The 26,473-nt window shown below is 66.8% G+C and carries 27 protein-coding genes; 18 read left to right on the plus strand and 9 right to left on the minus strand.

The window, feature by feature from the left end:
- Window positions 1–282: 282 nt before the first annotated feature.
- Window positions 283–681 (plus strand): type II toxin-antitoxin system PemK/MazF family toxin, encoded by a 399-nt coding sequence (locus tag HNR24_RS01935; RefSeq protein WP_182494866.1) that lies wholly within the window; start codon window positions 283–285, stop codon window positions 679–681.
- 20 nt (window positions 682–701) lie between these two features.
- Here HNR24_RS01935 and HNR24_RS01940 read toward each other — a convergent pair whose 3' ends face one another.
- The 5 genes from HNR24_RS01940 to HNR24_RS01960 all read right to left on the minus strand — a co-directional run bounded on the left by HNR24_RS01940 (window position 702) and on the right by HNR24_RS01960 (window position 4,894).
- Window positions 702–917 (minus strand): hypothetical protein, encoded by a 216-nt coding sequence (locus HNR24_RS01940; protein WP_182494867.1) that lies wholly within the window; start codon window positions 915–917, stop codon window positions 702–704.
- A gap of 361 nt (window positions 918–1,278) precedes the next feature.
- Window positions 1,279–1,560 (minus strand): hypothetical protein, encoded by a 282-nt coding sequence (locus HNR24_RS01945; protein WP_182494868.1) that lies wholly within the window; start codon window positions 1,558–1,560, stop codon window positions 1,279–1,281.
- 878 nt (window positions 1,561–2,438) lie between these two features.
- Window positions 2,439–3,656: a tyrosine-type recombinase/integrase gene (locus HNR24_RS01950; protein ID WP_182494869.1), complete on the minus strand. Its 1,218-nt coding sequence runs from the start codon at window positions 3,654–3,656 to the stop codon at window positions 2,439–2,441.
- Window positions 3,657–3,999: 343 nt separating this feature from the next.
- A complete protein-coding gene (locus HNR24_RS01955) occupies window positions 4,000–4,344 on the minus strand; it encodes a hypothetical protein (protein ID WP_157075461.1) in 345 nt (114 codons plus the stop codon).
- Window positions 4,345–4,471: 127 nt separating this feature from the next.
- A complete protein-coding gene (locus HNR24_RS01960; RefSeq protein WP_220477278.1) occupies window positions 4,472–4,894 on the minus strand; it encodes a VOC family protein in 423 nt (140 codons plus the stop codon).
- A 22-nt stretch (window positions 4,895–4,916) separates the two neighbouring features.
- On the opposite strand from HNR24_RS01960, the gene HNR24_RS01965 reads away from it, so the two are divergent.
- Complete coding sequence (locus tag HNR24_RS01965; RefSeq protein ID WP_182494870.1) at window positions 4,917–5,723, plus strand: hypothetical protein; 807 nt, start codon at window positions 4,917–4,919, stop codon at window positions 5,721–5,723.
- Window positions 5,724–5,732: 9 nt separating this feature from the next.
- Window positions 5,733–5,936 carry a glycine zipper domain-containing protein gene (locus tag HNR24_RS01970; RefSeq protein ID WP_058888938.1) on the plus strand — a complete coding sequence of 68 codons (204 nt, stop codon included), beginning with the start codon at window positions 5,733–5,735 and terminating at the stop codon, window positions 5,934–5,936.
- A 394-nt stretch (window positions 5,937–6,330) separates the two neighbouring features.
- Here HNR24_RS01970 and HNR24_RS01975 read toward each other — a convergent pair whose 3' ends face one another.
- Genes HNR24_RS01975 through HNR24_RS01990 form a run of 4 tightly spaced genes read right to left on the minus strand, consistent with a single transcriptional unit; the run spans window position 6,331 to window position 9,108 of the window.
- On the minus strand, window positions 6,331–6,726 hold the full coding sequence (locus tag HNR24_RS01975) for a VOC family protein (protein ID WP_058888939.1): 396 nt from the start codon (window positions 6,724–6,726) through the stop codon (window positions 6,331–6,333).
- Window positions 6,727–6,780: 54 nt separating this feature from the next.
- Window positions 6,781–7,764: an SRPBCC family protein gene (locus HNR24_RS01980; protein WP_182494871.1), complete on the minus strand. Its 984-nt coding sequence runs from the start codon at window positions 7,762–7,764 to the stop codon at window positions 6,781–6,783.
- 17 nt (window positions 7,765–7,781) lie between these two features.
- Window positions 7,782–8,153 (minus strand): ArsR/SmtB family transcription factor, encoded by a 372-nt coding sequence (locus HNR24_RS01985; RefSeq protein WP_058888941.1) that lies wholly within the window; start codon window positions 8,151–8,153, stop codon window positions 7,782–7,784.
- A gap of 58 nt (window positions 8,154–8,211) precedes the next feature.
- Window positions 8,212–9,108 carry a LysR family transcriptional regulator gene (locus HNR24_RS01990; RefSeq protein ID WP_182494872.1) on the minus strand — a complete coding sequence of 299 codons (897 nt, stop codon included), beginning with the start codon at window positions 9,106–9,108 and terminating at the stop codon, window positions 8,212–8,214.
- 90 nt (window positions 9,109–9,198) lie between these two features.
- Between HNR24_RS01990 and HNR24_RS01995 the strand changes: the two genes are divergently transcribed.
- From HNR24_RS01995 to HNR24_RS02065, 15 genes are all read left to right on the plus strand, one after another.
- Window positions 9,199–10,065: a LysE family translocator gene (locus HNR24_RS01995; RefSeq protein WP_182494873.1), complete on the plus strand. Its 867-nt coding sequence runs from the start codon at window positions 9,199–9,201 to the stop codon at window positions 10,063–10,065.
- A 103-nt stretch (window positions 10,066–10,168) separates the two neighbouring features.
- Complete coding sequence (gene argS / locus HNR24_RS02000; RefSeq protein WP_182494874.1) at window positions 10,169–11,824, plus strand: arginine--tRNA ligase; 1,656 nt, start codon at window positions 10,169–10,171, stop codon at window positions 11,822–11,824.
- A gap of 78 nt (window positions 11,825–11,902) precedes the next feature.
- Complete coding sequence (gene lysA, locus HNR24_RS02005) at window positions 11,903–13,345, plus strand: diaminopimelate decarboxylase (RefSeq protein ID WP_220477280.1); 1,443 nt, start codon at window positions 11,903–11,905, stop codon at window positions 13,343–13,345.
- Window positions 13,346–13,401: 56 nt separating this feature from the next.
- Window positions 13,402–14,751 (plus strand): homoserine dehydrogenase, encoded by a 1,350-nt coding sequence (locus tag HNR24_RS02010; protein ID WP_182496056.1) that lies wholly within the window; start codon window positions 13,402–13,404, stop codon window positions 14,749–14,751.
- A gap of 94 nt (window positions 14,752–14,845) precedes the next feature.
- Window positions 14,846–15,955: a threonine synthase gene (thrC, locus tag HNR24_RS02015; protein ID WP_058888946.1), complete on the plus strand. Its 1,110-nt coding sequence runs from the start codon at window positions 14,846–14,848 to the stop codon at window positions 15,953–15,955.
- Window positions 15,956–15,977: 22 nt separating this feature from the next.
- Entirely contained in the window at window positions 15,978–17,072 is a 1,095-nt protein-coding gene (gene thrB / locus HNR24_RS02020) for a homoserine kinase (RefSeq protein ID WP_083504994.1), read from the plus strand.
- A 310-nt stretch (window positions 17,073–17,382) separates the two neighbouring features.
- Window positions 17,383–19,548, plus strand: coding sequence for a transcription termination factor Rho (rho, locus tag HNR24_RS02025; protein WP_182494875.1), 2,166 nt, complete (start codon window positions 17,383–17,385; stop codon window positions 19,546–19,548).
- A gap of 143 nt (window positions 19,549–19,691) precedes the next feature.
- Complete coding sequence (prfA, locus tag HNR24_RS02030; RefSeq protein ID WP_179443013.1) at window positions 19,692–20,774, plus strand: peptide chain release factor 1; 1,083 nt, start codon at window positions 19,692–19,694, stop codon at window positions 20,772–20,774.
- Window positions 20,775–20,809: 35 nt separating this feature from the next.
- Entirely contained in the window at window positions 20,810–21,736 is a 927-nt protein-coding gene (gene prmC, locus HNR24_RS02035; RefSeq protein WP_182496057.1) for a peptide chain release factor N(5)-glutamine methyltransferase, read from the plus strand.
- Window positions 21,724–22,401, plus strand: a complete 678-nt coding sequence (locus HNR24_RS02040; protein WP_182494876.1) for an L-threonylcarbamoyladenylate synthase — start codon at window positions 21,724–21,726, stop codon at window positions 22,399–22,401. Before prmC ends, HNR24_RS02040 begins: the two co-directional genes overlap by 13 nt.
- Window positions 22,398–23,546: an MraY family glycosyltransferase gene (locus HNR24_RS02045; RefSeq protein ID WP_182494877.1), complete on the plus strand. Its 1,149-nt coding sequence runs from the start codon at window positions 22,398–22,400 to the stop codon at window positions 23,544–23,546. Before HNR24_RS02040 ends, HNR24_RS02045 begins: the two co-directional genes overlap by 4 nt.
- A 288-nt stretch (window positions 23,547–23,834) precedes the next feature.
- Window positions 23,835–24,626, plus strand: a complete 792-nt coding sequence (gene atpB / locus HNR24_RS02050; protein WP_083504897.1) for a F0F1 ATP synthase subunit A — start codon at window positions 23,835–23,837, stop codon at window positions 24,624–24,626.
- Between the two features lie 138 nt (window positions 24,627–24,764).
- On the plus strand, window positions 24,765–24,968 hold the full coding sequence (locus HNR24_RS02055) for an ATP synthase F0 subunit c (RefSeq protein ID WP_036476452.1): 204 nt from the start codon (window positions 24,765–24,767) through the stop codon (window positions 24,966–24,968).
- Between the two features lie 81 nt (window positions 24,969–25,049).
- The gene (locus HNR24_RS02060) at window positions 25,050–25,619 is read left to right on the plus strand and encodes a F0F1 ATP synthase subunit B (protein ID WP_058888952.1); all 570 of its coding nucleotides are present in this window, start codon (window positions 25,050–25,052) and stop codon (window positions 25,617–25,619) included.
- Window positions 25,619–26,428, plus strand: a complete 810-nt coding sequence (locus HNR24_RS02065) for a F0F1 ATP synthase subunit delta (protein ID WP_058888953.1) — start codon at window positions 25,619–25,621, stop codon at window positions 26,426–26,428. Before HNR24_RS02060 ends, HNR24_RS02065 begins: the two co-directional genes overlap by 1 nt.
- The last annotated feature ends 45 nt before the right edge of the window (window positions 26,429–26,473 follow it).

Below are 26,473 nucleotides of genomic sequence, written 5' to 3' on the forward strand. Positions count from 1 at the left end.
TGGCAGAGGCGCGAGTCCCCGCGACGCAGGATGACTCTCGAGAACGAGACTCATGGGTAACGATGCCAGCGAGGAACCGTGGGCGTTCCAGCGCCCTTGCGACATTGAGGGGGACGCTTTCGAACCTCTCCGACGATTACGCACGGGGGTGCGCCCCCTCAGCTGAGGTGCCCGAAGCCAGCGACCTGCGGCCAGTAGACGAGCACGATATTCATGCTGCGAACTACCTAGCGTCGACGTACGACGACTAGATAGGGTTTCGCTTCAGTGGTCGGGTTGCGGATGATCTCCGTCGGGCAAGTTCGATGGGCGTTCATCCCCTATAACGATTCGCCGCCTCATCCGGGTGAGCGCGATTCAAAAGGTAAGACACGACCGGTGGTAGTTCTCGGCTGGAACAGCTTTAGTGACGGCGACAGCTCAATCCTCGTGGTTCCCGTATACACCCACGGCAACGGTTCAAAGCATCTTCGGCCGGGAGAGGTGCGAATCGGAAACTACGAGGAGCTAGGACTCTCACCCCAAGCTCGGATTCAGCCGTTCAAGGTGATCGCACTTCACCCCACTAGTATTGATTTCTCCCAGGTGCCGGCCGGGAATATCACCCCCGAGGCCATGGAGAACGTCATTCATAGCATTGGCTCGATGTTCATGAGCGTGGGCGAATACACGAAGGTGTAGTGGCAACGCGCTTCCTGGACTCACAGGTCGTAGGGGTCCTGCCACCGAGACTCTGCCCGGCTGATCCTGGTGACCCATTCGGCGGGCACCCATGCGGATTGCTTGTCGTGGTGCTCGGTCTCCCATAGGATCAGCACCCGTGTCTTGGTCCAGCGGCGCACTTTCGCGTCGACGGTGCCCAGGTCGGGGAGCTCCACCCGGACGTAGGGCTCGCGGCCGTACGGGGTCGAGACCACCTCGTCAGGGTTGACATTGTGCTCACCGTAGATCCGGATCCTGGGGAGCGGGCGAGGCGGTTGCACGGCTCATATCGTGCCGGAGCCCTATGACACGAAACCTGGCCGCTCCGGGGGAAGGGTTAGGCCTCCCTGTCCCGTCTTTGCTGGCGTCTGTGATCGCAGAGATTGAGCAGGCCGACAGAGGCGAAGCATATGAAGCACGCAACCAGCCCGACAGTTTGGATGGTGAAGCCTTCGCCCTGATGCCGGTCTATGGCGGACGCGCCAGCCAAAGCTGCAGCCGCGAACAGTAGGGCAGTGCCGACTTTGAACCTCATTGGGCCACCGTACCCGCCCCTGACCTGGCGAAACTAGAGCGTCACTCGTCGCGCTCGGGTCCGGTCTGGAACCGGCGAACCACCCACGAATCCGGGAACAAGGCGTCCTCGACCGCATTTGCCCGGTTCGCAGTGAAACTCGAGGGGTGGCCGTACCGTGATGCCGAGGCGTAGAACGTCGGCACCTGAAGTTGCTCCACGAGGTCCGCGGCCAGCGCGTGAAGGTACTCGCGCTGCACCTCGTCAGGCTCTCCGTGCTGCCTAGTGTGGGCATCGAGCATCTTGGCGACGAACGAGTCCACAGCGGGGGATCGGTCTGGCATGGGCCCATGATGCCACGCCGCGATTCGTAGTTCCCGAAGTCGCGCTGCCGAGTGACTGGAGAAGTTCCCAAGCTGCTTCGTGCGCCTTTACTACGAACGGGCCCTCGAATACGAGGTGCAACCCGGTCGTCTCCGTCGCTGATAAGGAGTGGAGCACCAAGGTCCTAAGCGAGCGGAAAGCCAGCATGCCAGGGTATAGCGCCGGTAAGACCCTCACCTGCCGCACTGAACGCACGCTGGACTGCGCGGTAAACGACTCTTGCTGTGCGCCGCACCAAGAAAAAGCCATGCCATAACCCAGCTCACGACGAAGCCCACGATCATTACGATGGGACTCGCAGAGTACTCGGAGAGCTGGTTTTGCAACCGTGAGATCAGATCCGGCAGTGAAACGCCCATCAGTCCGACCCCAAGTAGGCGGGCGCAAGCACGGGTGTGGATGCTTTTGCGAGGCCAGTCGTCACCCTCAATCCAGTCATCTGGTTTCACTGAAGACACAACTAGCAACCAAATTCCTGCTGCTAACGCTCCGATGGAGAATCCGAACCCCAGGCCATTTTCTGTCTGCGTTATAGATAGCGCGAAGAAGACCATCAATCCAAAGACGCCAAGCTCAGCTCGGATCGCATTGACTTTGGTCAATTCTGCTGCCCCAATCATTTAGATGCCTTGGCTGAAGCACTGAGCATCGTAGATACCTAGCCATTATCTATCAACTAATCATCAATGAAGGAATATGGTTCTCTCTTGGGGCGAGCCGCTCCCAGGGTCATCGAAAACTCTTTGTGGTCATGACTGATCGAGGCACTCGCTCCGGATACAACTTGCCATAGTCCCTTCGAGTCTTCAATGGAGGTGTGAGTGCCAACCCGCCCAGCTCATCCCGCGGCATAGGACGCGAGCTGGGGTGTGGCGCCCGTCTGCATCAGGTGTGACATCTGCTCCATAGCTCGCTGCACCGCGGGCCCGTACTTGGATCGGTACCCGCGGGTGACCTGGCGGGAACTGTGTCCGACGATCTCCATAATGATCGGCTCCGGCACCTCGAGGATGTAGAGAAGGTCCACCACCGTGTGCCGAGCGCCGTGCAGCGTGACGTGATCCTTGATCCCCGCCGCTTTAAGCATGTCTGCCCATCGGTCGGTGATGTGGTCGGGGTCCCAGGGTGTTCCATCTGGGCGCCTGAAAAGCAGGCCATCGGTGGGTGAGTCCGCCACGACTCGATGGAGGAACGATCGCAGCGGCTCCACGAGCGGGTAGGAGCGCCAGCCAGCTTTGGACTTGGGCCTCACCCGGTAGAAGTGCCCGTGCATGTGCTCATACTCGTAGTCCGCCGGCGCCTTCGCGATTGCTTCAGGGTTGAATCTCTGCAACTGCCACTCGAGGTGCAGCTCATCTTCGGTGACCCGGTCTGTGGTGAGACCGAGAAGCTCGCCGCGCCGCGCACCGGTGAGCAGGTACGTCACCCACAAAGGGGCCAGTCCTTGCGTTAGATCATCGCTTGTGGGCTTGTCCATCTGTTGACCTAGCCACCGGAGCAGATTCACCGCTTGTTCGACATCGAGGGCCTGAGCGGTCTTGCGCTTCGCTCGCGGTAGAGGCAGGTTCTCCATGGGGTGGCTGTTGATCCATCCGTCGTTGACGGCGTCAGTGAGGACCGCGGAGAGGTAGCTGTGAGCGTTGCGTGCCGTCCCGGAGGATCGGGTCGCTTGAATGTCTTGGACCGCGTCGCGGATCATCCCCGGGGTCAGCTGGTCGAGCCGGCGAGCGCCCAGCCGGGGTCTCACCTGCGCGTTCAGCGTGCTCCGGTAGGCCTCCATGGTCTTGGGTGTACGCGTAGTCGGTGCGATGTCATTGATCCATTTCGTGAGCCAGGCGTCCAAGGTGATGACCCGTGTGGAGAGGTCTCCGCGTTGGGCCAGATCCTTCTGGGCTTCACGGAGCTTCTGCATCAGGATCTTCTTGTTCTTGGAGGAGACGACCTTGCGCCGGCGCTTCAGCTGTCCGTTCTCTACGGAAGGTGGTAGCTCGACGGATGCTCGCCATAGCCCTCGTGAGTCTTGCCAGACGCCACCGTCACCTTTACCCCGTGCCATGCTCACTCCCAGGTGTAGCCATTGGTGTAGCCATTCCATAGATGGCCTTGGATCGCTATCGTCTCACGATCCCTGTATTTAAGGCGATCTACGGCTCTATTCTATCTTGTCCGTTGGTTTCCGGTACCAGAAGTCGCAGGTTCGAATCCTGCCGGGGGCACCAGTCAGAAGAAGGTCCGCATCCTTGTCATTCGAGGGATGCGGACCTTTTTTGTATCATTCCTCAGCCGGGTGGACACCACGGTGCAGACGCACCGCAGGCGCACCACGCCGCTGCTCTGCGCCGATCCCGCCGGCAGGAACGGGTCCGTGCTCGGGCTTCGCGCGCCCAGGCCAGCCCGATTCAGCCGGCGGAGCGCGCAAGCAGGGGGAGCCCCCAGCGCCGCTGGTCGCGCCGGGGCCCAAGATTCAAGCACTGGCTCAATGCCATCTGCAGCATGTTCCACTGTGCGTCTGGCCACGAGCTGTCAAGGATCTCGAAGGGTGCCGCATGGCTGAACGAGCCGTACCACACCTCGATGCTCGGGCTGCCATAGCTCGCGGCGTCGCCGGTGCGCAGATCGACTCCCCGCACGCGGACCTTGTACCCCTCCAAGGTGGCCTCATGCGGAAGGCCATCAATGGCATGGCGTCGCAGGGCTCGAATGAGTCGGGTGGTCAGCGAAAGCGGCATCTTCTGCATAGTCATCCAGTGGTCGGCGTCACATTATGTGCTGGCCGGAATGCTATATGAACTTTAGTCACTAGGGAATCCCGATCACGGGTGTGTCCCACCGAGGGCCGTCGCGTAGGCGCCTCTCAGATGTCGCCTGCGCTCAGGAGTCGATGCCCGCTGACTCAGCATCGGCAGTCAGAACGCAGAACTCATTGCCCTCCGGGTCCAGCAGGACGGCCCACCCGTGGTCGGGTTCCCGGAGGTCGCTGCTCATCGTCGCGCCGAGGGTCAGCAGGCGTTCGACTTCTTCGTCGCGGCTGCTCGCCACCGCGCGGATGCAGAAATGCATCCGGTTCTTCACCGTCTTCGCCTCGGGCACCCGCAGGAAGATCAGGCTCCTGCCCTTGGGCCCGAACAGGGCGACCTCGGCGTCCTCGGGCTTGGCGGTGGGATCGATGATGAAGTCCTCGAGGGCCCGGGTCCACCATGTGGCCTGGGCGAAGGGGTCCGCGGCGTCGATGCAGAAGTTGGCGATGCGAGAGACCGTGCTGCAACGGTACCTCTCTGACTGAGGCCTGAGCAGGAAAAGCCCCTAACCTGGGTCTATGAACACCGCACCCGCCCAGGAGGAAGACGAGCGCGGATCCGAGTCGACGAGGAGGCGCACCTCGGCCGCCGCCCGGGAGCTCGCCGAGACTGCGAGCGGCAGAGCCTCCCAGGAACGCGCCGAGGAGCTCCAGGAACGATGGGAAGACCGGCTGGCCTGGCCGGTGCTGATCGCCGCCGTCGTCTCCGTGCCCGCGGTCTTCCTCACTCTGCTGGACGAGCCCTTCGAGATGATCGGACACGTCGGGCTCTGGATCACCAGCGTCGTGCTCATCGCCGAGACGTTTGTGCTGTTCCTGGTCTCACCCAGGAAGATCGACTGGCTGCTGCGCAACTGGTGGCTGGTGGGCCTAAGCGGGCTCGTTGTCGTCGCCGTGGTCTTCAGCATCGGCCCGATGCAGCTGCTGCGGCTGCTTCGCAGTGTCGGCGCGCTGCGGGTTCTGCGCGCGAAGCAGGTCGCCAAGGCCGGTCATTCGCTGCAGAAGGTGGGAGCGTCGCGGTGGTGGCAGCGCCTGGGCACGATCCTGGCCACGTTCGTGGTGACCGCGTTCGTCGTGGTGGCGCTGATTGATCCCGAATCTCCGGCCAGGTCGTTCTTGGATGACCTGGTCGGTGAGGAATGGGCCATCCCCGCCGCCATCGGCGCCGGCCTGTTGCTCTTCGGCGCGACCTACCTGCTGGTGCGTCAGCCCCGCGGCGAGAAGGATGAGAACGGCGAGGATGAGAACAGTGATGGTGATCGCGCCGCCGTCACCACCGCGCAGCGCGGGGCAGACCGTGGAAGTTCTTCCTCCCGCAACGTCTAGGCTGAGAGCATGGCCAAGGACGTGAGTTCGAATCACATTGCCTACGGGATCGCTTTAGGGGTGCCTTTCGGCGCGATCATGGGAATGGTCGTCTTCGACAACATCGGCATCGGCGTTGCTTTCGGTCTTTCCATCGGTATCGCCCTAGCGGCGGGCTTCAGCGAGGACAGCAAGAAGCGGGACAACGACGAGAATCCCGAGGGCGCGCCCTAGAACCCCACATCATCCACGTCGATAGCCACGGTGTCTTTGATAAGACAGACCGGCGGCTATCCGAGTAGCGTGAAGCTATGGATGAGCCGCTTTGGATGCTTTGGGTCGCGGGTCTATTTCTGATTGTGGGTGGCGTTTTGTTGTTCATCCACCGCAATCGCGCGGCATAGCTCATCCGTCGCAGCACCCCCTTCGTGGGCGACAAGGAGATTCTGCCCCCGGAGGGCTCCCTCCTGATACTCCCCGCCATCATGGCTCCACCCATGGGTGTCTTCTTCCTCTTCTACGCGGCGCACCGAACCTTCGGTTGGTGGGGAGGGTAGACGGGCCTCGGCGGCGGGAGCAGACAGCGCAGTCCAGTCCTGTCGTCGCGAGTGCTGCCCGTCGGACGAGCTCAGCCCACGTAGAGCTGCCAGGCGTGAGCATCCGGGTCCGCCACGATCGATTCGAAACCCCAGGGCTGGCGGGTGGGCGCGCTCAGCAGAGTGCCCCCGGCTGCCAGGAGCTGGTCGGTCATCGCGCTGACCTGCTCGGCGTCGGTGAGCGCCATTCCCAGCAGGCATTCGCTGAGCCCGGCGGGGGAGAGCTCACGGTCACCGAGGACCCAGCCGAGTCCCTCCGCAGGGACCAGGCACAGGCAGACCTCGCCGGAGAGCTGGAATTGCAGCGGTTCCGGGAGGCCGTCCTGGGCCAGCTCGCCGATGGTGTCCAGCCCCAGGCCTTCTCGGTAGAACCGGTGTGACCGGTGCCGGTCGCTGATCGGAAGGGTGAGGGTGAATCGCTGTGGCATGGCGGCATCCCTGGCTTTCATGATGGGGCTCTGGTGTCGGAGAGGAACGACGGGTCAGCTTCTGGCTGGCGTCAGCATCTCTTCGAGTCGGCGATAGCTGGCCTCCATGCCCTCGGTCATGCCGGTCTCCAGGATCATGTCCCGAACCTCCGGGCTGGGGTAGGTGACCACCAGGGTGAGCAGCGTGCCGCCGTCGAGCGCTGTGAGTGTCTGATCATTGATGTTCGGCTCACCGGGGACGCCCTCCATGGACTCCGTGGTGACCTCACGGTAGGGCTCCTCCAGCTCGATCAGCTTCCCGGTCATCGCGAATCCGCCCGAGCCGTCGGCTTCCTTCTCCCAGGCGAAGCGGTAGCTCTCGCCCACCGTGGTCGCGACCTGGCAGTCCGACATCCGCCAACCGTCGGGGCCCAGCAGCCAGCGGCGCAGCAGCTGCGGATCCCGGTGTGCCTGACGGACCTGCTCCGGGGTGCCGCGGATGATCCGGCTGAACCGGACCACGGTCTCGGTGAGCACCTGGGTCTGGACGCCCTTGCCTGCCGCGAAGGAGGAGAGGTCCTGCAGCACCGCATCCATCTGGCCCATCGCGGAGGTCATGCCCTCCTCCATGCCCATCTCCAGGAGCTGCCGAAGGTCTTCGGCGGAGCTGAACCAGGTCGTCGTCGTCAGTCGGGAGCCTTCCGCAGTGGCCTCGAAGCCCAGGGTCATCCGCAGCCGCGGCATCTCGGGATTCGGTGTGCCCGACTCATCCGCGAAGCCATCGGCGACCTCGAAGGAGCGCCCGTGGTCCATCGCGAGGAACTCCCAGTAGCCGCAGGACCGAGTCCCGTCTGGCCCGGTCATCCAGTAGTGCGAACGGCCCCCGGGGCGGAAGTCATGCCGGGTGAAGGTGGCAGGCCACTCGGCGGGCCCCCAGAACCGCTCGAGCATCCGGGGGTCTGCGTAGGCGTCCCAGAGTCGCTGGACCGGGACGGGGAAGTCGGAGACCACGGTCATGGTCAGTGCATCGGTGTCTTGGGTGACGGAGGTGATGGGCATGGCGAGCCTTTCTGGTGTCAGGAGCCCCCACTGGAGTCATGCTGCGAGTCCTCCGCCAGGACTGCGTCCAGGCGGGAGATGCGGCCCTTCCAGATCAGCGCGTACTCGTCGAGCAGCGCCTGAGCTTCACGGAGGGTGTCGGGATTGCCGCGGACCAGGCGCTCGCGCCCTTGCCGGCGTTTGGTGACCAGGTCAGCACTTTCAAGGACGCTGACGTGCTTCTGCACGGCGGCGAAGGACATCTCGTAGAGCGCGGCCAGGGCGGAGACCGAAGCCTCGGCCCCCAAGGTGCGCCGGACGATGTCCCTGCGGGTGGCGTCTGCCAGGGCCCGGAAGATCCGATCCACCTGGTCGTCACGCAACGGTGAAACCTCGTGATGTATAACCATTTGGTTGTACGTTAAGCCTGTGGCCGGGTGGAGTCAAGGGTTCTCCGCCGAGGAGTTCTCAGGACTGCTGGGCCTGGAGGCGCAGCACCTTCAGCGCCTCGACGACGAGCTCCTCACCCGCGCGGTCCTGGCGCACGTGCGCGACGATCCTGCGCTGCACTGTGGGGTTGCGCAACGGCCGGGCCACGGTGCCCCGGGGGAGATCGCGCAGCGCCAGATGCGGGAGTACTGTGATCCCCAGACCGGCGGCCACCAGGGAGAGGGCGGCATTGTGGTCATCGAGTCGGGCGGCGAACTGCGGGACGAAACCGGCCGCCTGGCAGGCGGTGCGGATCATCCGCCCATTGGGGCTGTCCTGGATGTCATGGTCCACCCACATCTGGTCGCTGAGCTCGTGAACCTCCACCGTCTCAGCCTTCGCCAATGAGTGCTGGGCCGGCAGCACGACCGCGAAGTCCTCATCGCGCAGCAGGTGGCGCTGGCAGCCGGGGAAGTGCTTCTCGGGCTCCAGTGGGGACTCATTGCGAATGTCGATGTCCACCGGGTGTCCGGACTTCTCGGTGTAGGGCTCGTTCAGACTGATCTGCACGGTCAGGTCAGGTTCCTTCGCGCGCAGGGCGGCGACGACCTGAGGGAGCCATTCCTTGGCTGCAGAGCTGAAGCTGGCGAGCACCAGGTGACGGGACCTGCCCACGCGCAGGTTCTCCACCAGGCGGTCCAGCTCATCGAGGTTCTGCAGCACCGATGTGCTGGCCTGGGCGAGGGACAGCGCCGCAGCGGTTGCGGTGAGTCCGCGGCCGGTGCGCTCGAAGAGCTTCAGGCGAGTCTCCTGAGCGAGGCTGCTCATGTGCTGGCTGACCGTGGCGGGGGAGTAGTGCAGGCTGCGGGCCGCGCCCTGGATCGAGCCTGCGGCGATGACCGACTGCAGCACACGCAGCCTGTGTGGATTCAACATGGAATCAGTCTGGCTCAAATTCGGTAATGCCGAACAGTGCAACGCGATTATCTGCTTGTTCTGATGAATGAGTGGCGAGACCATGGAGCCATGACACTCTCCAGCTACCTCGGTCTGCTTGCCGTCTCCGCGGTCCTGGCGGTGACACCGGGGCAGGACACCATGCTCTCGCTGCGCAATGCGCTGCTCTCACGCCGGGCCGGCCTGGGTGCGGCCACCGGATCCTCGGTGGCTGCGCTGATCTGGGCGGCGCTGGCGGCCACGGGTCTGGCGGCGCTCTTCCAGGCCTCCCCGGTGGCCTATGAGCTGTTGAGCCTCATCGGTGGGCTCTACGTGATCTTCCTGGGTCTGCGCGCCGTGCGCAGCGCCCGGCTCACGCTGCGATCCCATCCGCGTGCACGGGCTGGGGCCAGGGTTCCAGCGCTGGTGGGCGGCCATCACGATCCCCAGCCGTCCGCAGTGGCGACCGACCCAGTGACGACCGACCCAGTGGCCACCCGCCCAGTGGCCACCCACCCATCGGCGGGGGTGACGGATGCCCCGAAGCGTGATCTCTCCGATGCGGAACAGTCCGACGGCGCTCGCGGAACGCTTCCCGGGACCCCGCGTCCCGCGGGCCGGCGTCCCCGCCGGGAGACCACCAGCTTCCGGAGCACCTTCCTGATCGGGCTGGCAAGCTGCATGACCAACCCGAAGGTCGGACTGTTCTTCCTGGCGCTGTTCCCGCAGTTCACCCCGGTCGGGGCCTCTCCGGCCTTCGCGATCGGGGTGCTCGGCGGGACCGTGGCCGCGAGCATGTGGCTCTACCTGATCGGCGTCGTACTGCTTGTGGACGCGGCGAACACCTGGCTCTCCAACCCGGTGGTCACCGGGCGCATCGAGCTGGGCAGCGGCCTGACCCTGGCAGGGCTTGGGATCTACCTCAGCGTCAGCGGCGTGCTGGGGCTGCTCAGCTGAGCGACCCCGGGGCCGACCAGCTCCCGCCGCGCCCCCGGCCGCGCTCCGCCGCGCTCGCGCTTCCCACGCCGGGCATCTGGAACTGACCCCGTAGACTGTCCCGGTGACTCCCGAAGAACTCTCCACCGTTGTCAAGAGCGTGCTCGCCGAGGCTGTCGAAGCCGGCGAGCTGAGCGTCGATCTCCCCGAGAACGTCGTCATCGAGCGCCCCAAGAACCGCGAGCACGGCGACTGGGCCACCACCATCGCGCTGCAGCTGGCCAAGAAGGCCGGCATGGCCCCGCGTGGGTTCGCCGAGATCCTGGGCGCGCGGCTGGAGCAGGTGGCCGGCGTCGAACGCGTCGAGATCGCCGGGCCCGGGTTCATCAACATCACCGTGGACTCCGCCGCCGCCGGTGAGCTCGCCCGCACCATCGTCGAGGCCGGAGACAGCTTCGGGCACAACACCGCGCTGGCCGGACGAACGGTCAACCTCGAGTTCGTCTCCGCGAACCCCACCGGCCCGCTGCACCTGGGACACACCCGCTGGGCAGCCCTGGGCGACGCCATCGGTCGTCTGCTGCGCGCCTCCGGGGCCAGGGTCGCCAACGAGTACTACGTCAACGACGCCGGCAACCAGATGAACGTCTTCGGGCTCTCGGTACTCTCCCGGATCCACGGCGAGGACGTCCCGGAGGGCGGCTATCCCGGTGAGTATGTGGTGGAGCTCGCCCAGGAGATCCTCGCGGCCCGTCCCGACGTCAAGGAGATGCCCCGGGAGCAGGCCCTGCCGATCGTGCGCGAACTGGGCTACCAGGCGCAGATGGGCCAGATCAAGGACACGCTGAGCTCCTTCGGTGTGCACTTCGACGTCTTCTACTCCGAACAGACCCTCCACTCCGAGGGCAAGGTCGCCGCCGCCGTGGAGACGCTGCGCGAGCAGGGCCACATCGAGGACCGCGACGGCGCCGTCTGGCTGCGCACCACCGATTTCGGCGATGACAAGGACCGGGTGCTCTTCAAGGCCGACGGCGAGCCCACCTACTTCGCCGCCGACGCCGCCTATTACCTCTCCAAGCGGGAGCGCGGCTTCAGCGAGAAGATCTACCTGCTCGGCGCTGACCACCACGGCTACGTCTCCCGGCTGAAGGCCATCGCGGCCTGCGCCGGGGATGATCCGGAGCACAACATCGAGGTGCTCATCGGCCAGCTGATGTCGATCCGGGGCGCGAAGCTCTCCAAGCGGGCGGGCAACATCATCGAGCTCACCGAGCTCATCGAATGGCTGGGCGCCGACGCGCTGCGCTACACGCTGGCTCGGTTCCCCGCGAACTCTCCGATCGACGTGGACCCGGAGCTGCTGCAGTCACGCACCAATGACAACCCGGTCTTCTACGTCCAGTACGCCCACGCTCGGTCACGCAACGCCGCGCGCAATGCCGAGGCCGCGGGCGTAAACCGGGAGAGCTTCGACGCCGGCCTGCTCACCCATGAGACCGAGGAAGAGCTGCTCGCCCACCTGGGACGCTTCACCTCCGTGGTGGCCTCCGCCGCCGAGCTGCGCGAACCCCACCGTGTGGCGCGCTACCTCGAGTCCCTGGCCAGCGCCTACCACGGCTGGTACGCGGTGTGCCGAGTGGCGCCCAGCGTCAGCCCGGACGGCGTGCAGGACCCGGTCACCGACCTCAACCGCACCCGGCTCTGGCTCAACGACGCCACCGCCCAGGTGCTGCGCAACGGACTGGCGCTGCTCGGCGTCACCGCCCCCGAAAGGATGTGAACCGTCATCACAGCCAACAGCTCCACGTCTGAGACCGCTGAAGAGCAGACGCTCCGCCCAGCCCCCGAAGCTCACCCGCTGGCCCCGACCTGGCTGAGCGCCCGCCGGGACACCGACGACCTCGAGGCCGCGCTGCTCCCGCGCAACGCGCATCGCGACGCGGAAGGTCGCCTGGTCATCGGCGGGGTCGACGTCCAGACCCTCGCCGCCGAGCACGGCACCCCGCTCTACGTGCTCTCCGAGGCAGACTTCCGGGCCCGGGCCCGCAGCTTCCGGGAAGCCTTCAGCGCAGCCTTTGCCCCGGAGACCGAGGTCGATGTCTTCTACGCCGGCAAGGCGTTCCTGAGCACCCACGTGGCAGGCTGGGCCGTGGCCGAGGGGCTCTGCGTGGACACCGCCTCCGGCGGCGAGCTGGCCCTCGCGCTGGCAGGCGGAGTCCCGCCGCAGAAGATCGGACTGCACGGGAACAACAAGTCCGACGCCGAGATCCAGCGTGCCCTGGACGCCGGGATCGGTCGCATCATCGCCGACTCCTCGGATGAGCTGGAACGCATCTCCCGCCTCGCCGTGGCCGCCGGCACCCGTGCCCCGGTCATGCTGCGGCTGACCCCCGGGGTGCACGCCTCGACCCATGAATACATCGCCACCGCGCATGAGGACCAGAAGTTCGGGCTCTCCCTGACCCCCGCCCCTGGTGCCGCTCAGGCAGGCTCCGCGAACCCCTACCTGGGCTCCCCGGCCTGGACCGCGGCCACCCGGGCACTTGAGCTCCCCGGCGTCGAACTGCGCGGACTGCACGCCCATATCGGCTCGCAGATCTTCGAACCGGCCGGCTTCGAGCTCGCCGCACAGAAGCTGATCACCTTCCTGGCCAGCCTGCGGGCCGAGCACGCGGTGGAACTGCCCGAGCTCGACCTCGGCGGCGGCCACGGCATCGCCTACACCGAGGCCGACACCCCGCGTGACCCGGAGTCGATCGCCGCGGCGCTGGCGACCACCGTGAAGCAGGCCTGCGCGGAGCACGGTCTGAGCGTGCCGCGGATCTCCATCGAGCCCGGACGGGCCATCGTGGGACCCGCCGGAATCACCCTCTACCGGGTCGGCGTGCAGAAGGACGTCCAGGTGGACGCTCCCGACGGCGGCACCGCCTCCCGCCGCTACGTGGCGGTGGACGGCGGAATGAGCGACAACGCCCGCGGCGTGCTCTACGACGCGGACTATTCCGCGGTGCTCGCGTCCCGTCGCGTCACCGGTGATCACGTGCTGTCTCGCATCGTGGGCAAACACTGCGAGTCCGGCGACATCGTGGTGCGAAACGTATACTTGCCGACGGCGACGGCACGGGATGATCTCCTGGCCGTTCCCGCCACCGGCGCGTACTGCCACTCGCTCTCGAGCAACTACAACTACCTGACTCGACCAGCGGTGGTCGCCGTCGCAGACGGTGCCTCCCAGGTGCTCATCCGCCGGGAGACCGAGCAGGACATGCTCGGGCGCGACACCGGCTTCGCCGCAGGCTGACCCAGAGCCCACGCGCAGCGCCGGGAACCGAACAGGCACAAGGGATTGAGGTCATGATGTCCGCAGCCAGGACTACTGCAGAGCCGCTGAAGATCGGTCTGCTCGGCGCAGGCAACGTCGGCTCCCAGGTCGCACGCACCCTGGTCGAGGAGCGCGAGCTGATCTCCTCCCGCGTCGGTGCGCCGATCAAGCTGGTCGGGGTCGCCGTCCGGGACGTCGAAGCCCCACGGGACTGGAAGATTCCGGGTGAGCTGCTGACCACCGACGCTGAGGCGCTGGTGGATGAATCCGACCTGATCATCGAGCTGATGGGCGGACTCGAACCCGCCGGAGCCCTGGTGGAGCGGGCGCTGCGCAGCGGCACCGCCGTGGTGACCGGGAACAAGGCGCTGCTGGCGGTCCAGGGCGGCGCGCTCAGCCAGGCAGCCACCGAATCCGGGGCCCTGCTGCGCTTCGAGGCTGCCGTCGGCGGTGCGATCCCGATCCTGCGTCCGATCCAGGAGTCGCTCTCCGGGGACCGGATCACCAAGGTGATGGGCATCGTCAACGGCACCACCAACTACATCCTGGACCAGATGGACTCCACCGGCGCCGCCTTCTATGACGCCCTGGCCGAGGCGCAGCGACTGGGCTACGCCGAGGCGGACCCGACGGCCGACGTCGAGGGCCATGACGCGGCCGCCAAGGCCGCCATCCTCGGAGCGCTGGCCTTCCACGCACCCTTCACCATCGATGACGTCTACTGCGAGGGCATCACGGCCGTCACCTCCGCCGACATCGAAGCCGCCGCGGCCTCGGGCTACGTGATCAAGCTGCTGGCGATCGTGGAGAAGAACGACGACGGCGCCATCCTGCGCGTGCACCCCACGCTGCTGCCTCGCACCCACCCGCTGGCAAGTGTGCGCGGGGCCTTCAACGCCGTCTTCGTGGTGGCCGAGAACGCCGGGGAACTCATGTTCTACGGCCAGGGCGCCGGAGGGCTGCCCACCTCCTCGGCGATCATGGGTGACGTGGTCTCGGTGGCGCGCCGGCTGCACGGCGGACCGGACCGCCCCGGCGCGGCGGGCACCGATGGAGACGCTCAGCGGGTGCGTGCGCTTCCGGTGGATGACGCCCGCACGCAGTACTACATTGACATGGTGGTCGCGGACCGGGAGGGTGTCATCGCCGAGGTGGCACGGGTGCTGGCCGATCACCACGTCTCCATCGAGTCCATGCGTCAGCCCGGCAGCGTCTCGATCGACGGCGAGGTGGACACCGAGGCGGCGCGCGAGCGCGGCGCCGTGGTCCAGATCGTCACGCACCTGGCCAAGGAGAAGGACCTCTCCGACACGGTTGCGACGCTGCGCGCCCTGGACGTGGTCCGGGCGGTGAACTCGGTGCTGCGCGTCGAGGTCGAACAGTAACCTGGCGGACAGCGACCCGCAGAGCAGCAGCACCTCACGGCACGGCCCCACCCGATCAGACCCCACCAGCACGACGATGAAGGAGCACCCACTCGTGGCGCACCAATGGCGCGGAGTCATCCGCGAGTATGCAGACCGACTCCCCGTGGATGAGACCACCGAGGTGATCACCCTGGGCGAGGGCGGAACGCCGCTGGTCCACGCCCCGGCGCTCTCGGAGCTGGTCTCCGGCACGGTCTACCTCAAGGTCGAGGGGATGAACCCCACAGGGTCCTTCAAGGACCGCGGGATGACCATGGCGATCACCGCCGCCGTGGCCGAGGGCGCCAAGGCCGTGGTCTGCGCCTCCACCGGAAACACCTCCGCCTCTGCTGCCGCCTACGCCACTGCGGCCGGGCTGACCTGCGCGGTGCTGGTGCCCGCGGGGAAGATCGCGATGGGCAAGCTCTCCCAGGCCGTGGCCCATGGAGCGGAGCTGATCCAGGTGGACGGCAACTTCGACGGGTGCCTCGACATTGCCCGCAAGCTCTCAGAGAACTACCCGGTGTTCCTGGTCAACTCGGTGAACCCGGCTCGGATCGAGGGCCAGAAGACCGGAGCCTTCGAGGTGGTCGACGCGCTCGGGGACGCCCCGGACTATCACATGCTCCCGGTGGGCAACGCTGGCAACATCACTGCTTATTGGAAGGGCTACCAGGAGTACTCCCAGCCCTGGACCAACCCCCGCGACGGCGGGACCGGCGCCCCGCTGGCAGCGGTCGCCACCCGGACCCCGATCATGTGGGGCTTCCAGGCCGAGGGTGCGGCCCCCATCGTCATGGGCCACCCGGTGACCGAGCCGGAGACCGTCGCCACCGCCATCCGGATCGGCAATCCCGCCTCCTGGGAGAAGGCCGAGGCCGCTCGGGACCAGTCGAGCGGGGTCATCGAGTCGGTGACCGATGAAGAGATCCTCGCCGCACACCGGTGGCTCTCCTCCAAGGAGGGGGTCTTCGTGGAGCCCGCCTCGGCGGCCGGGGTCGCGGGCCTGATCAAGAAGCACTCCGCCGGTGAGGTCCCGGCGGAGAAGACCATCGTGATCACGGTGACCGGGCACGGCCTGAAGGACCCGGACTGGGCGCTGAAGAACGCCGACGGCTCCGACGTCACCCCCACCATGGTCCCGCAGGACGTGGAGACCGTGGCACGGCAGCTGGGGCTCTGATCCGATGAGCCGGCAGCCCAGCATGCACAAGCTCGGACAGGGCCTGGCGCCCGAACAGGCGGTGGCCCCCTCGGCCAAGACGCCCCCGGCGGCCGCACCTGGCCCGGGGACCGGTCACCCGGCGCCCCAGCTGCGCGAGCCGCTGGCCGGGCCGGTGTCCTTCCACCTCAGGGTGCCCGCGACCTCGGCGAACCTCGGGCCGGGGTACGACAGCATGGGTCTGGCGCTGAGCCTGTTCGACGAGATCACCGTCCACGCCGCCCCGCGCACAGCCGACACCGCGCAGGTCGAGATCAGCGTGGACGGCGAGGGGTCCGCGACGCTGCCCCGCGATGCCTCGCACCTGGTGGTCAGCCTGGTGGAGAAGATCCTCAACGCCAAGGGCTTCAGCCTCCCGGACCTCACCGTCCACGCGGTGAACAACATCCCGCACAGTCGTGGGCTCGGATCCTCCGCCGCCGCAGTGGCCTCCGCGGTGATCACCGCAGATGCTCTGCTGCCTGGGGGGCTCAGCGCCGATGAGCAGCTGCAGATCGGATCCCGGATCGAAGGCCATCCGGACAACTACGTCCCGGCGCTGCGCGGGGGAGTGGCGATCTCCTGGCAGGCCAGCCATGCGGCGACGCCGGATGCCGCCAGCGGCGCCGCGAGCTTCAAGACCGCCCCGCTGCGGGCACATCCGCAGCTGCGCACCGTGGTGGCCGTGCCGAACTTCGAGCAGTCCACGCAGGTGGCACGGGATCTGCTTCCCGCCGAAGTCGCCCACGCCGATGCGGCACGCAATTCGGCCCGCGCCGGGCTGTTGGTCCACGCCCTGACCACTGCCCCGCAGCTGCTGCTCGAAGCCACCGAGGATGCCCTGCACCAGGAGCAGCGCCGTCCCGCCTTCCCGGCCTCGATGGCGCTGGTGGATGGACTCCGTGCAGCAGGGTTCGCCGCGGTGATCTCCGGGGCAGGCCCCTCGGTGCTGGTGCTCACGGAATCCGAGGCCCAGGCCAGCGCCGCGGCGGAACAGATTTCAGCCCTGGGCGGACCCGACGAGCTGGGCCGTTTCTTCACCCCGTCGATCCTGCCGATCGCGGACACTGGTGCTACAGTGGAAAAACATCGGCGTTGATGGCGTGCTCGACACGCTCACTCCACCGGACCACTGAGCTGGCCCCGAAGAGATCACTGCGATGTTCCTTCGCGCACGTTACGCTGTATTCCTGAGCGCGCTGGACGTTGCCGACCCTCCATCGGAGCGGTTGAGCAGAGTCTCGCGATGATCCCACTCCCCGCCGGGGATGAGGACCGCGCAAGAAGCCTCCCCAACGCTGTACGCGCGGAAGAAACTGAAATAAGCCAACGGACTTCTGACGCTCCGTTGAAGACATCGCAGGTCGGCGCATCCGCCGGGCCTGCCTGACGAGGGGGAAGGAACCTTCGTGACAGAAACCACCGCTGAGACCACTGCGACTCAGAGCCCCGAGAAGGCCGAGTCTGCTGCACCCGAGGCCAAGAGCTCCGGGCTTGCCGGTCTGAAGCTCGCACAGCTGCAGGCGCTTGCCTCGCAGCTGGGCATCACCGGAAGCTCCCGGATGCGCAAATCCGCCCTGGTGGATGCCATCTCCTCGCATCAGCGCGGCGGCGCCGTCGCCGAGCGAGAGAAGAAGCAGGACCAGGCGAAGACCTCCGGTGGCCAGAACGAGGCCGCCAAGGACGGGAACCAGGACGCCGCCACCGACGAGACCGCCCCGAAGCGCCCGAGTCGCCGCCGCTCCAAGGCCGATCCCAAGGCCGCTGACACCGCGGCTGAGGACAACGGCGCCAGCGCCAACGGCGCTGCCAGCGCGCAGGGCGGCGAGAGCCCCCGCGAGAACGGGCCCCAGGAGGGCAACGAGCGCAGCAGCAACGACCGCAACGGCAACGACCGCCGGTCAGAGCAGCAGAACACCGAGGGCAGCGACGACGCTGCCGAATCCCAGCCGCGCGGACGCAACCGCAACCGCCGCAATCGCAACCGGGACGAGAACCCGGGCCAGCAGCAGGACGCCGCGCAGAGTGACGCGCAGACCTCGAACTCGTCTTCCCGCTCCGAGGAGCAGGATCAGGCCCAGGACAACGGCCAGCGCAACGACGGAGAAGGTCGAAACCGCCGCAACCGCGAGAACAACCGCAACGACGGCGGACGCGGCAACAACCGCAACGACGGCGGGCGTGAGAGCAACCGCAACGACGGCGGGCGTGAGAGCAACCGCAACGACGGCGGGCGTGAGAGCAACCGCAACGACGGCGGGCGTGAGAACAGCCGCAACGACGGCGGACGCGACGAGGAGCGCCGGAACCGGCGCAGCCGCAACCGCAACGACCGGAATGACCGCAATGACCGCAACGATCGCGGTGATCGGAACAACCGCCGTCGCGGCCGCGATCCCGAGGTCGATGACACCGAGATCACCGAGGACGACGTCTTGGTCCCGGTGGCCGGGATCCTGGATGTGCTCGACAACTACGCCTTCGTGCGCACCTCGGGCTACCTCTCCGGACCCAACGATGTCTACGTGTCCCTGGCACAGGTCAAGCGGCACAACCTGCGCAAGGGCGACGCGGTGCACGGGCACATCCGGGCCCCCCGCGAGGGGGAGAACCCGCAGAAGCGCGCGAAGTTCAACGCGCTGGTCAAGCTGGATGCGGTCAACGGGCGCCCGCCAGAGTCCAACACCGACCGTGTGGAGTTCAGCAAGCTGGTCCCGCTCTACCCACAGGATCGTCTGCGCCTGGAGGGGGACGCGAAGAACATCGCCCCCCGAGTAATCGACCTGATCGCCCCGATCGGCAAGGGCCAGCGCGGCCTGATCGTCTCCCCGCCGAAGGCTGGCAAGACCATCATCCTGCAGGCGCTGGCCAGCGCGATCAAGATGAACAACCCTGAGGTCCACCTCATGATGGTCCTGGTCGACGAGCGGCCCGAAGAGGTCACCGACATGCAGCGCACGGTCGACGGCGAAGTCATCGCCTCGACCTTCGACCGTCCGGCGGAGGACCACACCACCGTCGCGGAACTGGCGATCGAACGTGCCAAGCGACTCGTGGAACTGGGCAAGGACGTCGTCGTCCTGCTGGACTCCATGACCCGGCTCGGCCGCGCCTACAACACCGCGGCACCGGCCTCCGGTCGGATCCTCTCCGGCGGTGTCGATGCCAATGCGCTCTACCCGCCGAAGCGGTTCTTCGGCGCGGCGCGCAACATCGAGAACGGCGGCTCGCTGACCATCCTGGCCACCGCGCTGGTGGAGACCGGGTCCAAGATGGATGAGGTCATCTTCGAGGAGTTCAAGGGAACCGGCAACATGGAGCTGCGTCTGTCCCGCCGTCTGGCGGACAAGCGGATCTTCCCGGCCGTGAACGTGAACGAGTCCTCCACCCGTCGTGAAGAGAACCTGCTCTCGCCCGAGGAGGTCAAGATCATGTGGAAGCTGCGCCGGGTGCTCTCCGGACTCGAGCAGGAACAGGGTCTCGAGCTGCTGATCAACAAGCTCAAGGAGACACAGTCCAACGCTGAGTTCCTGATGCTCGCGTCCAAGACCACGCTCGGAGACAAGGGCAACTAGCCACCTCAGAAGCTGAAGCCCGGGGAGAGCATCTGCTCACCCCGGGCTTCGCCTGTACCAGCCCGATCTGCCAGCAGTGCGTCCGCGCATCAGCCACGGAAACGAAAGAGAAGCCAGTCATGAGCGAAGAGATCAACGCCAGGATGTTCGACTCCGTCTCGACGCTGCTCGCTGAGCACGCCGAGCTCCAGGAACAGCTCGCCGACCCCGCGGTCCACGCCGACCAGTCCCTGGCCCGTCGGCTGGGACGCCGCTATGCCCAGCTCAACGGCGTCGCCGAGGCGCACAAGACCTGGAAGCAGCTCAGCGAGGACCTGGCCACCACCCAGGAGCTCGCCCAGGAGGACGCTGAGTTCGCCGCGGAGATCCCTGAGCTCACCGCCGCCCGCGAGGAGGCCGCGGCGAAGCTGCTGCGGATGCTGATCCCACGCGATGAGAACGATGTCCGCAACGCGATCATCGAGGTCAAGGGCGGAGCCGGGGGCGATGAGGCGGCGCTCTTCGCCGGGGACCTGCTGCGGATGTACACCCGCTACGCCGAGTCCAAGGGCTGGAAGACCGAGATCATCTCCTCCACGCCCTCAGACCTGGGTGGGTATAAGGACGTGCAGATGGCGATCAAGTCCTCCACCAACGACCCGGCCCAGGGGGTCTACGCCCACCTGAAGTTCGAAGGCGGGGTGCACCGGGTGCAGCGAGTGCCCGAGACCGAGTCCCAGGGCCGGATCCACACCTCCGCCGCCGGCGTGCTGGTGCTGCCCGAGGTCGATGAGCCCGAGGAGCTGGAGCTGAATCAGAACGACCTCAAGATCGATGTCTACCGCTCCTCCGGACCGGGCGGACAGAGTGTGAACACCACGGACTCCGCGGTCCGGATCACCCACCTGCCCACCGGGATCGTGGTGGCCATGCAGAACGAGAAGTCACAGCTGCAGAACCGCGAGGCCGCGATGCGCGTGCTGCGCTCCCGCATCCTGGCGCACCAGCAGGAACAGATCGACGCCGAGAACGCGCAGGTGCGCAAGTCCCAGGTCCGCACCATGGACCGCTCCGAACGGATTCGCACCTACAACTACCCGGAGAACCGGATCGCCGATCACCGCACCGGCTATAAGGCCTACAACCTGGACACCGTCATCAACGGTGACCTGGAGGCCGTGATCCAGTCCTGCGTCCAGCTCGACGAGCAGGAGCGACTCGCCGCGCTGAACGACAGCCAGGGCTGAGCCCGGTGCACGCCCCCGACCCCACCGATGCCCAGCTGGCAGCCCAGTCGGCAGCCCGGGAGGCCGATCAGCTGCTGAGCGAGGCGACAGCGCGGCTGCATGCCGCCGGGGTGCCCAGCCCGAGGGTGGACGCAGAGATCCTCACCGCCCACGTGCTCGGGGTCTCCCGCGGACGCCTGGCCGCAATGGCCTTGGCTGGCAGCGCGGTGCCCGCCTCGCAGGCCGACCGGATCACTGAGCTCATCGCCGAGCGCGCAGAGCGGATCCCGCTGCAGCACCTCACCGGACTGGCCCCGTTCCGTCACCTGGAGCTGCGAGTGGGGCCCGGGGTCTTCATCCCGCGCCCGGAGACCGAACAGGTGGCCCAGGCGGCCCTTGATCAGCTGGGCCGGATGGCCGCGCAGCGTCCAGCGTCCTGGCGGCCCCGCGTGATCGATCTCGGCACCGGCTCCGGCGCCCTGGCCGGGGCCATCGCCGCAGAGCACCCGAGCGCGGAGGTCCACGCGGTGGAGCTCTCACCGCAGGCCGCCGCCTGGGCGCAGCTCAACCTGGACCCGCTGGGGGTCACCCTGCATCAGCAGGACCTGCGCGAGGTGCCTGAGGACTGGGAGGCCAGCTTCGACGTCGTGGTGTCCAACCCGCCGTACATCCCGGCCGGGATGGTGCCGCGCGAGGCGGAGGTCCGGGTGCATGATCCCGAGCTCGCGCTCTACGGCGGGGGAGACGACGGGCTGACCATGCCTCGCGCAGTCATCGAGACCGCCAAGCGGCTGCTGAAGCCGGGGGGCTGGTTCATCCTGGAGCACGCCGAGGCTCAGGCGGACGCGCTGGCCGAGCACTGCCGGCGCGACCCCAGGCTCTCCGCGGTCAGCACGCACCAGGACCTCACCGGCCGGGACCGCGCCACCAGCGCAGTGGCTGACCTGGATCCAGCCGCGGTCGTGGAAGAATGGCGCGCGTGAGCCAGACAGTCGACTGCACGGACCCCGCCTCCCGCGCCGAGGGCATCGCCGCGGCACAGAACGCACTCTCCCGCGGGGAGACCGTGGTCCTTCCCACCGACACCGTCTATGGGATCGGCGCCGACGCCTTCTCGCCGCAGGCCGTCGCGGTGCTGCTCGCCGCCAAGGGGCGCAGCCGCGCGATGCCGCCACCGGTGCTGATCGCACGCCCTGAGGTCATGGACGCCCTGGCCATCGACGTGCCCGAGCAGGCGCGGGCACTGGCCCAGGCCTTCTGGCCCGGCTCGATGACCCTGATCCTGCATGCTCAGCCCTCGCTGCACTGGGACCTGGGGGAGACCCATGGCACCGTGGCGCTGCGCATGCCCGCCGATGAGCTCGCCCTGGACCTGCTCTCCGCCACCGGGCCTCTGGCGGTGTCCTCCGCCAACCGCACCGGGATGCCCGCGGCCACGAATGTGACCGAGGCGCAGAGCATGCTCGCCGAGTCCGTCGCGGTGTATCTCGACGCCGGGGAGCGCGCCAGCAGTGCCGCCTCGACCATCATCGACGCCACCGTGAGCCCGCCCCGCGTGGTGCGCTCCGGTGCCCTGCCGCTGGCCGAGGTCCAGGCCGTGGTCCCTTCAGTGGAGCCCGAGGCAGAGGCCCCCGACGCCCACTCATGATCTATTTCCTGGCCGTCCTGGTCGTCTCGATGGTGGTGACCTATGCGCTCACCCCTGCGGTGCGCATCGTCGCCCTGCGACTGGGCATCTACACCCCGATCCGGGACCGCGACGTGCACCAGGCGATCAAGCCGCGCTGGGGCGGAGTCGCGATGTTCCTGGGGATGGTGGTCGGACTGGCGGCCGCCTCCACGATTCCCTACCTGGGAGGGATCTTCGCGGACCTGACCCCGGTGCGCGGGGTCTTCGCCGCGATGCTGGTGATCCTGGTGGTCGGCATGGCCGACGACGCCTGGGACATCCCCTGGATGGTCAAGCTGGGCGGCCAGGTCTTCGCCGCCGTGACCCTGGTGCTGCACGGGATCCAGCTGGAGGTCATGCCGGTGGGCTGGCTGGGGGTCGGCGGTCCGCTGGTCCAAGCGATGCTGACCGTGTTCGTGGTGGTGCTGACCATCAACGCCTTCAACTTCATCGACGGCCTGGATGGCCTCGCCGCCGGCGTGGCGGCCCTGGGCGGGGCGGCCTTCTTCATCTATAGCTACCTGCTCACGCTCTCGATCAACGCCTTCGACGCCTCGAACCTGGTGACCCTGCTGATGGCGGTGCTGGTGGGCTCCTGTCTGGGATTCCTGCCGCATAACTTCTACCCCTCGAAGATCATCATGGGCGACACCGGGGCGATGCTGCTGGGACTGGTCATGGCCGCCGGGGCGCTGGCAGTGACCGCCGACGTCGGCCAGCTCGCGGAGGGCTTCAGATTCCGTAACATCCCGGCATATATGCCGATCCTGCTGCCCCTGGCGGTCACGCTGCTTCCGCTGCTGGACCTCGCCCTGGCAGTGGCCCGGCGCACCGCCCGTGGCGCCTCGCCCTTCAGCCCCGACCGGGGTCACCTTCATCACAAACTGGTCGACGGCGGCTACTCGCATCCCCAGGCGGTGCTGCTGCTCTACTTCTGGTCGGCGCTCTTCGCCTTCGGAGCGGTCTCGTTCAACTTCGTGGACTGGTGGCTGGTGACACTGGGCATGGTGCTGAGCCTGGGGGCGGCGCTGGTGCTCACGCTGGGACCCTGGCTGCGCCGTCGCGCGCTGCGGGTCAACCGCGCCGCCGCGTCGCGGGCCCTGCGGCGCCGACTCAAGAACTGATCCAGCCCGGCAGGGCAGGCTCAGCGCCGAGCAGAGCGTCCGTGGACGACGTCTCGCGGCAGAGCCGAAGCCCTCGTTCTGATAGGCTTTCTGTGACTTCCCGCGCTAGTTCTGTGTTTTCCAACACCTGCGCGGGGCAGTTGCCCGTGGACGGTCATTCGGAGGTCTCTTAATAGACTGGCGGTCCACATACAAGGCGAGACGGAGTTGATCCGGCTTCCGATGCCCGGGGTTTGAACCCACTGACGGACACCGCAGAGAGGACCAGCGTTGCATTCGCTTGCGCCCATGGCCACCAATGAAGGTGGATTCCAGCCGCCCACGATTTCTGAGACGCACCTTCCGGAGATCTTTCCCTGGATGGCGGAGTGGGGGACTGGCTTCGGCAAGAACATGCTGATGGTCATCCTCTCGGTCATCGTCATCTCCTGGTTCTTCATGTGGGCGATCCGGAAGCAGTCCCTGGTGCCCTCCCGCGCGCAGTTCATCGCCGAGTCCGGCTACGGCTTCGTCCGGCACACCCTGGGCCGCGACATCCTCGGCGAGAAGCACTTCCGCCGCTGGATCCCGCTGCTCTTCGCGGTCTTCTTCTTCGTCCTGGTCAACAACATCTTCGGCGCGGTCCCAGGGCTGCAGCTGCCGACCTTCTCGCATGCCGGGCCTGCCTACGCGCTGGCCGGCATCATCTGGATCACCTGGATCGTGCTGGGCTTCAGGACCCACGGGCCGAAGTTCATCAAGCTGATGACGGTCCCCTCCGGGGTGCCGAAGTGGCTGCTGCCGCTGCTGGTGGTCCTGGAGTTCCTCTCGAACTTCATCATCCGCCCGCTCACGCACTCGCTGCGACTGATGGCTGTGATGCTCGCCGGGCACATCATCGTGATGCTCGCCGGATCCGGCGTCGAATTCCTCGTGGCCCAGCAGGGCGGCCTGGACGGCTACGGCCTGGGCGCGCTGATCCTGGTGGGCTCGATCCCGCTGTACTTCCTGGAGCTGGTGATGATGGTACTTCAGGCCTTCGTCTTCGCCCTGCTGACAGCGATCTACATCCAGGGCTCCATCGAGGCTGACGCCCACTGATGAGTTTCCTCTATGCGGTTCGGCTCTCCTGACCCGGAGGCCGAGTGGCAGCGGCGGACCGGCAAACGCCGGTAGGCCTGACATTGAAACGTCCGCGTGGCACGCACGCCGGACTCAGACAGAAAGTGAGCAACACATATGGACGGCACTCTGAACATGGTCGGTATGGGTCTCGCAGGCTTCGGCGCTGCTCTGGCCATCGGCATGATCTTCTCGGCCTACCTCAACGGTGTGGCCCGCCAGCCCGAGGCTCAGCGTGTGCTGCAGCCCATCGCCATCCTCGGCTTCGCGCTGGCGGAGGCGGTCTTCATCCTCGCCATCGTCTTCGCCTTCGTGCTCTGACGCTGGTCCGATTCCTCTGGGACGGGCACCGGAGCTCCGGGCCCTCTGAGATCGTCAGACTACTGAAAAAAGGGTGAACACATGATCAGTGCATCTCTGATCCAGGCAGCAGAAGGCGACGCCAACCCATTGCTCCCCAACCCCTGGGAAGCACTGGTCGTGGTGCTCGGCTTCCTGGTGCTGTTCTACGTGGTCCAGAAATGGATCGTGCCAGCATTCGAGAAGTCCTACCAGGCCCGCACCGAGGCCATCGAGGGCGGTCTCAACGAGGCTGAGAAGGCCAAGGCTGAGGCTGAGGCCATGAAGGCCGAGTATGAGAAGAACCTCGGCGATGCCCGTGCTGAGGCGAGCCGGATGCGCGAGGAAGCTCGCGCTGAAGGTGCGCAGATCGTCGCCGAGCACAAGGAGAAGGCCGCCGCCGAGGCGGCCCGCATCACCGAGCAGGCTCAGCAGCAGATCGCCGCAGAGCGCGCCTCTGCTGCGCACTCGCTGAAGGCCGAGGTCGGTTCGCTGGCCACGCAGCTTGCGAGCCGGATCGTCGGCGAGGCCCTGGAGGACGACACCCGCTCCCAGCGAGTGGTGGATCGCTTCCTCGCGGATCTCGACGCTGATCAGGCAGCCCAGGCTGGCCAGACGGGAGCAGCACAGTAATGGCAGCGGTGACCACCGAATCCCTCGCATCCGTGCAGAAGGAGCTCGCGTCGACCCTGGCCCAGGCCGATCTTGAGGTCGCTCGGGAGCTCTTCGCCGCACTGGACGTGCTCGACTCCTCGGCGGGGCTGCGGCGCAGCCTCACCGACCCCTCCCGAGAGGCACAGGACCGCGCCGCGATGGCGCGCAGCCTCTTCGGTGGGAAGGTGACCAGCACGACGGCGGAGGTTCTGACTGCTCTGGTCTCCCGACGCTGGAGCAAGGAGCGCGACCTCGGCGACGCCGTCGAGGTTCTGGCCGTCGCTGTGGTGGTCGTCCAGGCCGAGCGCGAGGGCCTGGCCGGGCTCGAGAAGCTGGAGACGGTGCTGCTGGACTTCCGCCGGACGGTGTCCTCCTCGCATGAGGTGCAGCGCGCTCTGACGGATCCGCAGGCGAAGCCAGAGGCGAAGCAGAAGCTGGGAGCTGCGCTCTCACCTTCTGCCAGCGCCGAGGCCCGGCTGCTCATCGACCGCGCCGTCACCTCGCCTCGCGGACTTCGGCCCGCGCAGCTGGTGGAGCGTTTCACCGAGCAGATCGCGGCCCGCCAGCAGCGCTGGATCGCATTGGTCACCGTCGCCAAGGAGCTGGATCCCAGCTACATGGAACGGCTCCGGGCAAGCCTGGACCGCTACTTCGGCCGGGAGCTGAAACTCGACGTCGTCGTCGACCCTGCTGTGGTCGGCGGCATCCGTGTCCAGGTCGGCGATGAGGTGGTCGACTCCACCGTGGCCACCAAGCTCAACGATCTCGACCGGAGACTGGCCAGCTAGTCTTCTTCAGACTGGCTCAACACACACGTGAATCTTTGAACCACC

Origin of the sequence: Nesterenkonia sandarakina (assembly GCF_014138825.1) — a bacterium.
Lineage (GTDB): Bacteria > Actinomycetota > Actinomycetes > Actinomycetales > Micrococcaceae > Nesterenkonia > Nesterenkonia sandarakina.

Excerpts from the sequence above, each read along its gene's own strand:
- HNR24_RS01935 (WP_182494866.1), top strand. The coding sequence starts at position 283 with ATGATCTCCGTCGGGCAAGTTCGATGGGCGTTCATCCCCTATAACGAT.
- HNR24_RS01945 (WP_182494868.1), bottom strand. The coding sequence starts at position 1,560 with ATGCCAGACCGATCCCCCGCTGTGGACTCGTTCGTCGCCAAGATGCTC.
- HNR24_RS01950 (WP_182494869.1), bottom strand. The coding sequence starts at position 3,656 with ATGGCACGGGGTAAAGGTGACGGTGGCGTCTGGCAAGACTCACGAGGG.
- HNR24_RS01955 (WP_157075461.1), bottom strand. The coding sequence starts at position 4,344 with ATGACTATGCAGAAGATGCCGCTTTCGCTGACCACCCGACTCATTCGA.
- HNR24_RS01965 (WP_182494870.1), top strand. The coding sequence starts at position 4,917 with ATGAACACCGCACCCGCCCAGGAGGAAGACGAGCGCGGATCCGAGTCG.
- HNR24_RS01970 (WP_058888938.1), top strand. The coding sequence starts at position 5,733 with ATGGCCAAGGACGTGAGTTCGAATCACATTGCCTACGGGATCGCTTTA.
- HNR24_RS01975 (WP_058888939.1), bottom strand. The coding sequence starts at position 6,726 with ATGCCACAGCGATTCACCCTCACCCTTCCGATCAGCGACCGGCACCGG.
- HNR24_RS01980 (WP_182494871.1), bottom strand. The coding sequence starts at position 7,764 with ATGCCCATCACCTCCGTCACCCAAGACACCGATGCACTGACCATGACC.
- HNR24_RS01985 (WP_058888941.1), bottom strand. The coding sequence starts at position 8,153 with ATGGTTATACATCACGAGGTTTCACCGTTGCGTGACGACCAGGTGGAT.
- HNR24_RS01990 (WP_182494872.1), bottom strand. The coding sequence starts at position 9,108 with ATGTTGAATCCACACAGGCTGCGTGTGCTGCAGTCGGTCATCGCCGCA.
- HNR24_RS01995 (WP_182494873.1), top strand. The coding sequence starts at position 9,199 with ATGACACTCTCCAGCTACCTCGGTCTGCTTGCCGTCTCCGCGGTCCTG.
- HNR24_RS02010 (WP_182496056.1), top strand. The coding sequence starts at position 13,402 with ATGTCCGCAGCCAGGACTACTGCAGAGCCGCTGAAGATCGGTCTGCTC.
- thrB (WP_083504994.1), top strand. The coding sequence starts at position 15,978 with ATGCACAAGCTCGGACAGGGCCTGGCGCCCGAACAGGCGGTGGCCCCC.
- prfA (WP_179443013.1), top strand. The coding sequence starts at position 19,692 with ATGTTCGACTCCGTCTCGACGCTGCTCGCTGAGCACGCCGAGCTCCAG.
- HNR24_RS02040 (WP_182494876.1), top strand. The coding sequence starts at position 21,724 with ATGGCGCGCGTGAGCCAGACAGTCGACTGCACGGACCCCGCCTCCCGC.
- HNR24_RS02045 (WP_182494877.1), top strand. The coding sequence starts at position 22,398 with ATGATCTATTTCCTGGCCGTCCTGGTCGTCTCGATGGTGGTGACCTAT.
- atpB (WP_083504897.1), top strand. The coding sequence starts at position 23,835 with ATGGCCACCAATGAAGGTGGATTCCAGCCGCCCACGATTTCTGAGACG.
- HNR24_RS02055 (WP_036476452.1), top strand. The coding sequence starts at position 24,765 with ATGGACGGCACTCTGAACATGGTCGGTATGGGTCTCGCAGGCTTCGGC.
- HNR24_RS02060 (WP_058888952.1), top strand. The coding sequence starts at position 25,050 with ATGATCAGTGCATCTCTGATCCAGGCAGCAGAAGGCGACGCCAACCCA.
- HNR24_RS02065 (WP_058888953.1), top strand. The coding sequence starts at position 25,619 with ATGGCAGCGGTGACCACCGAATCCCTCGCATCCGTGCAGAAGGAGCTC.